The organism is Floridaenema fluviatile BLCC-F154 (genome assembly GCF_041929135.1).
Lineage (GTDB): Bacteria > Cyanobacteriota > Cyanobacteriia > Cyanobacteriales > Aerosakkonemataceae > Floridanema > Floridanema fluviatile.
This window is the reverse complement of record NZ_JBHFNS010000081.1, coordinates 1-4,834: the sequence shown is the minus strand read 5'-3', so window position 1 is coordinate 4,834 and position 4,834 is coordinate 1. Positions and strand designations below refer to the sequence as shown.

At 47.3% G+C, this 4,834-nt stretch carries 3 protein-coding genes; all 3 read left to right on the top strand.

Annotated elements, in window-relative coordinates; all coding sequences use genetic code 11:
- The first annotated feature begins 310 nt into the window (after positions 1 to 310).
- The 3 genes from ACE1B6_RS22375 (at position 311) to fabZ (ending at position 4,740) form a co-directional block, all read left to right on the top strand.
- Entirely contained in the window at positions 311 to 2,959 is a 2,649-nt protein-coding gene (locus ACE1B6_RS22375) for a BamA/TamA family outer membrane protein (RefSeq protein ID WP_413259488.1), read from the top strand.
- A 222-nt stretch (positions 2,960 to 3,181) separates the two neighbouring features.
- Positions 3,182 to 4,075, top strand: coding sequence for a UDP-3-O-acyl-N-acetylglucosamine deacetylase (gene lpxC, locus ACE1B6_RS22370; protein ID WP_413259487.1), 894 nt, complete (start codon positions 3,182 to 3,184; stop codon positions 4,073 to 4,075).
- 155 nt (positions 4,076 to 4,230) lie between these two features.
- Positions 4,231 to 4,740 (top strand): 3-hydroxyacyl-ACP dehydratase FabZ, encoded by a 510-nt coding sequence (gene fabZ, locus ACE1B6_RS22365; protein ID WP_413259486.1) that lies wholly within the window; start codon positions 4,231 to 4,233, stop codon positions 4,738 to 4,740.
- Positions 4,741 to 4,834 lie beyond the last annotated feature (94 nt).

Below are 4,834 nucleotides of genomic sequence, written 5' to 3'. Positions count from 1 at the left end.
CCCGCCCCCCCCCCCCCCCCCCCCCCCCCCCCCCCCCCCCCCCCCCCCCCCCCCCCCCCCCCCCCCCCCCCCCTGCCCCCCTGCCTACCCTTGCCAAATTGCTAAATTCGGCACATGATCCCAACAGAGCAGATAATAGTGATTGCCCAAACAGGTGATATTGTGTTGGGTTAAATACTTTAAATAGAGAAGAGTCCCCTTGTTGGGAACCTACAGCGTAGAAGCCTAACCAAAATAGACTTTAAGACTGTAGACTAAAAAACTCTCTCAATAACGACGGTGTGTGGAAGTGGTAAATAACGAGAACAAAATGCGTTTATCTCCAGTCTTGGTAGCAGCTGTTGCTTGGGTCACATTGGGTAACTCACATCCCGCTTCCGGGCAAACTAGCGCCGAAAGCGCCGCTTCGCTATCGGAAAACAACTCTTCAACAGCAATCAAACATCTAAATGAACTAGAATTGGCTACTCATTCCCCCAGTACTGAAAGCACCGCTTTGCTATCAGTCGAGAGTGCCAATATAACGAACCCTAAGCCTCACCAACCAGCGCAAGAATCAGCAACACTAATTTCTTCGACCCCCAGAAATTCACAGCCGGAAATTACTATTTCCGCCCTGTCAACTTCCCCATTTGAGGCAGAAAATTCCGCTAAAGCGCAAATCAAGCCGGAAATACTAACACACATTAATGACCAGTATTTCCAGTATTTAGGGAGAAATAGGATTAATTTACAAGCTAAAAAAATTGATCCTGCTTATCCTGTAAATCCGCAAATTTCGGCCATCAATGAACTCCCCGCAACCATTCTGCCGCCGAAACCTCTTGCCCATTATTCACCTAAAGATACAGGCTTACAGCAGAACAGTCTTTATTCCTTAAGTCATATTTCTGAGATTTCGACCAACCCAAATTACCCACATCTTAATCACTTAATTACAGCACAAGCACCACCTACTACTGACGCACCAGCTGACGCACCAGCTGACGCACCAACAACACCAGAACCGACAGCACCCTTACCAGCAGAGCCAGATACACCTCCAGAGGAAGGTCAAACCACTGAACCACAAACGCCAGAAGCACCACCAGCACCTCCCCCATTACCCACTCTGGAACAGAATGCACCTCCTTCCCTACCTACTCAACCTCAGCCTCCCGCCCAACCTGTGCCTTCCTCAGAAGGAGAACCTCGCGTATTAGTCGCAGAAGTCTTGGTAAGTGGCGTAGAAGGAAAACTGCAAGAAATTGTTTATGATGCCATCCGTACTCGTCCGGGAAGGACAACTACCAAATCACAGTTACAAGAAGACATTAACGCGATTTTTGCCACTGGTTATTTCTCCAGAGTCAGAGCCGAACCTACTGATACACCCTTGGGCGTGCGGGTAACATTTGTAGTCGAATCTAACCCAGTGTTGCGTTCCGTTCAGGTACAGAATAGCCAAGTTTTGCCAAAAGACTTAGTAGAACAAACTTTCCGGGAACAGTACAACGAAATTCTCAATTTCCGCGACTTACAAGCCGGAATTAGACAGATTGAGCAGTGGTATCGCGACAGAGGCTATGTTTTAGCACAGGTAGTAGATACCAAAGTTTCCCCAGAAGGTGTTGTAACTCTAGAAGTTGCAGAAGGGGTTGTCGAAGATATTCAAGTGCAGTTCTTGAATCGGGAAGGGGAAACAGTTGACGCTGAAGGTAGACCAATCAGGGGAAGAACAAGACCATATATTATTACCCGCGAACTAGCAACTAAGCCCGGTACAGTATTTAACCGGAATGAAATTCAACGAGATTTACAGCGGGTGTTTGGTTTAGGTTTATTTGATGATGTGAAATTATCATTAAATCCTGGGGAAAACCCCCGACAAGTAACCGTCCAAGTGAATGTGAGAGAACGAAATAGTGGTTCGATTGCAGCTGGGGCAGGTTTCAGTTCCGCAGCTGGTCTATTTGGGACGGCGAGTTATCAACAACAAAACTTATTTGGCAGAAACCAAAAAGTTGGCTTGGAAGTGCAGTTAGGTCAAAGGGAATTTCTCTTTGATGTCCGCTTTACCGATCCTTGGATTGCTGGCGACCCCTATCGGACATCTTACACGGTTAACTTGTTTAGGAGGCGATCGATCTCCCTAATTTTTGACGGTGGCGACCCAGACATCGAACTACCAAACGGCGACAGACCCAGAATTCTCCGACTAGGTGGCGGTGTCACCTTTAATCGTCCTCTGTCTCGTAATCCCTTAGCCAGTTCAGACTGGGTAGCATCTTTAGGATTACAGTATCAAAATATTTCCATTCGTGATTCCGACGGCGAACTCAGTCCTAGAGATGAACGCGGTAACGATCTCAGCTTTAGCGGCGAAGGGAAAGACGACCTAATTACAGTCCAACTTGGCGCAGTCCGCGATAAACGCAACAACCCACTTCGGACCACCCAAGGCTCCCTCTTCCGCATCGGTCTAGAACAATCCGTGCCACTCGGTCAAGGTAACATCCTGATGACCAGATTGCGCGGTAGCTACAGCTACTTTATTCCAGTCAGATTCACCAACTTTACTGAAGGGCCACAAGCACTCGCTTTTAATATCCAAGGCGGAACTATTCTCGGAGATTTACCTCCCTACGAAGCCTTCTCCTTGGGCGGTGTGAACTCGGTTCGCGGTTACGATGAAGGTGAGTTAGGCAGCGGTCGCAGTTATTTTCAAGCTACAGCTGAGTATCGCTTCCCAGTGTTCTCAGTCATTGGCGGCGTGCTATTCGTTGACTTTGGTACAGACCTGGGCACTGCCGGAGATGTCCCCGGAAGACCCGCGGAAATCCGCAATAAACCCGGTACTGGCTTCGGTTACGGTGTCGGTGTTCGCATTCAATCACCTCTAGGTCCGATTCGGATTGACTACGGTTTCAATGACGAAGGTGATAGTCGCTTTCAGTTCGGTATCGGTGAAAGATTCTAGATAAAAGAAGGTGTTAGGGGTTGGGTGCTCTTGGAAATTTCTTCTTCTTCCCTAACACCCAACCCCCAATACTGCTCGGTTAAGGGTAGGGGCGAAGCATTTGGGCGACAATTTATCGCGTCAAACCCTAGATTTTCTGTCCAAATGCTTCGCCCCTCCATGCCAAAAAATGCTTAACCGAGCAGTATTGACCCAACCCCCATCCCCAAAACACATTGACCAATGACACAAACTCTGTTCAACAGTTTTGCAGTTTCTGGCGTGGGACTCCATAGCGGAATCCTTACCAAGGTGCGGGTTTTACCAGCTTTACCCGGTCAAGGTCGCTATTTTGTTCGGGTTGATTTGCCGGAACAACCAATTATTCCCGCTAAGTTGACATCTGTTACTCAAACTCTGCTTTCTACTCAACTGGGGGAAAACTCTAGCGGAGTTCGCACTGTAGAACACCTATTAGCGGCTTTGACGGCAATGGGTGTTGATGATGCCAGAATTGAAATTGATGGGCCAGAAGTACCGCTTTTGGATGGCTCGGCTCAAGTTTGGGTAGAAGAAATTGTTCGGGTAGGCGGACTCCTGGGCCCAGGGGCTCAGGGGCAAGAAAACTTCTTAACTCAAAACTCAAACCTCAGAACTCAAAACTTTCCCAGTCCCCAGTCCCCAATCATCAGTCCCCTGTCTGTTTACCAGGGTGATGCTTTTGTTTGTGCTATGCCTGCGCCAGAATTGCGGTTTACTTATGGGATAGATTTTGCGGTTTCGCCGATCGGGAATCAATGGTACAGTTGGTGTCCAAGTCAAGAGAGTTTTGCTGTTGCGATCGCACCTGCACGCACTTTTGGTTTAGCATCTCAAGTGGAAGAGTTACGGGCTAAAGGTTTGATCAAAGGTGGTACCTTGGAAAATGCTTTGGTTTGTGACCATGAACGTTGGTTAAATCCACCTTTACGATTTGCAAATGAGCCAGTGCGTCATAAAATTTTAGACTTAGTAGGAGATTTGAGTTTATTAGGGAAAATCCCTAAAGCTCATTACTTCGCCTACAAAGCAAGTCACAACTTGCATATCCAACTCGCTAAGTTGTTACAAGCACAGGAATTAGGGACTGGGGACTAGGGATTGGGGACTGGGATAGTTTTGAGTTAAGGAGTTTTCCTGCTCCTACAAGTCTAAATTTTCCTAATCCGCGATTTCCCATTCTCCTCGTTTATTTAGTCAGATAAATCGCCAGAAAAAAAATCCAAAATCCAAAATCTAAAATTGATCTGCTCATGTCCGTAATCGAAGCAAATACATCCAATTCTCAAAGTTCGGAATCAACAGATATCGAGTCTTCTCCCGACAGCAAAAAAGTTTTTACAATTGAAGAAATCCAAAATTTGCTGCCCCATCGTTATCCTTTTTTACTAGTAGACAGAATCATTGATTATGTACCCGGAAAAAAGGCAGTAGGCATTAAAAATGTCACTGTTAACGAACCTTTTTTTCCAGGTCATTTTCCCGGAAAACCAATTATGCCGGGAGTTTTAATTGTGGAAGCAATGGCGCAAGTTGGTGGCATCGTTTTGACTCAGCTACCTGATATTGAAAGCGGTTTATTTCTGTTTGCTGGCATTGATGGAGTGCGCTTTCGTCGTCCCATCACACCAGGAGATCAACTGGTAATGACCTTGGAACTACTCAGCGTCAAACGTCGTCGCTTTGGGAAAATGCGCGGTATTGCCCAAGTAGATGGTCAACTCGCTTGTGAAGGTGAATTGATGTTTTCTTTGGTGGACTAGTAGAGGGGGCAGAGGGGCAGGGGAGCAGGGGGGCAGAGGGGCAGAGGGGCAGGGGGGCAGGGGAGATAACTTAAAACTCTCTTACTCCCCCCCG

What these genes read in the sequence shown, in the direction of transcription:
- ACE1B6_RS22375 (WP_413259488.1), top strand. Translation starts at nt 311, where the DNA reads ATGCGTTTATCTCCAGTCTTGGTAGCAGCTGTTGCTTGGGTCACATTG.
- lpxC (WP_413259487.1), top strand. Translation starts at nt 3,182, where the DNA reads ATGACACAAACTCTGTTCAACAGTTTTGCAGTTTCTGGCGTGGGACTC.
- fabZ (WP_413259486.1), top strand. Translation starts at nt 4,231, where the DNA reads ATGTCCGTAATCGAAGCAAATACATCCAATTCTCAAAGTTCGGAATCA.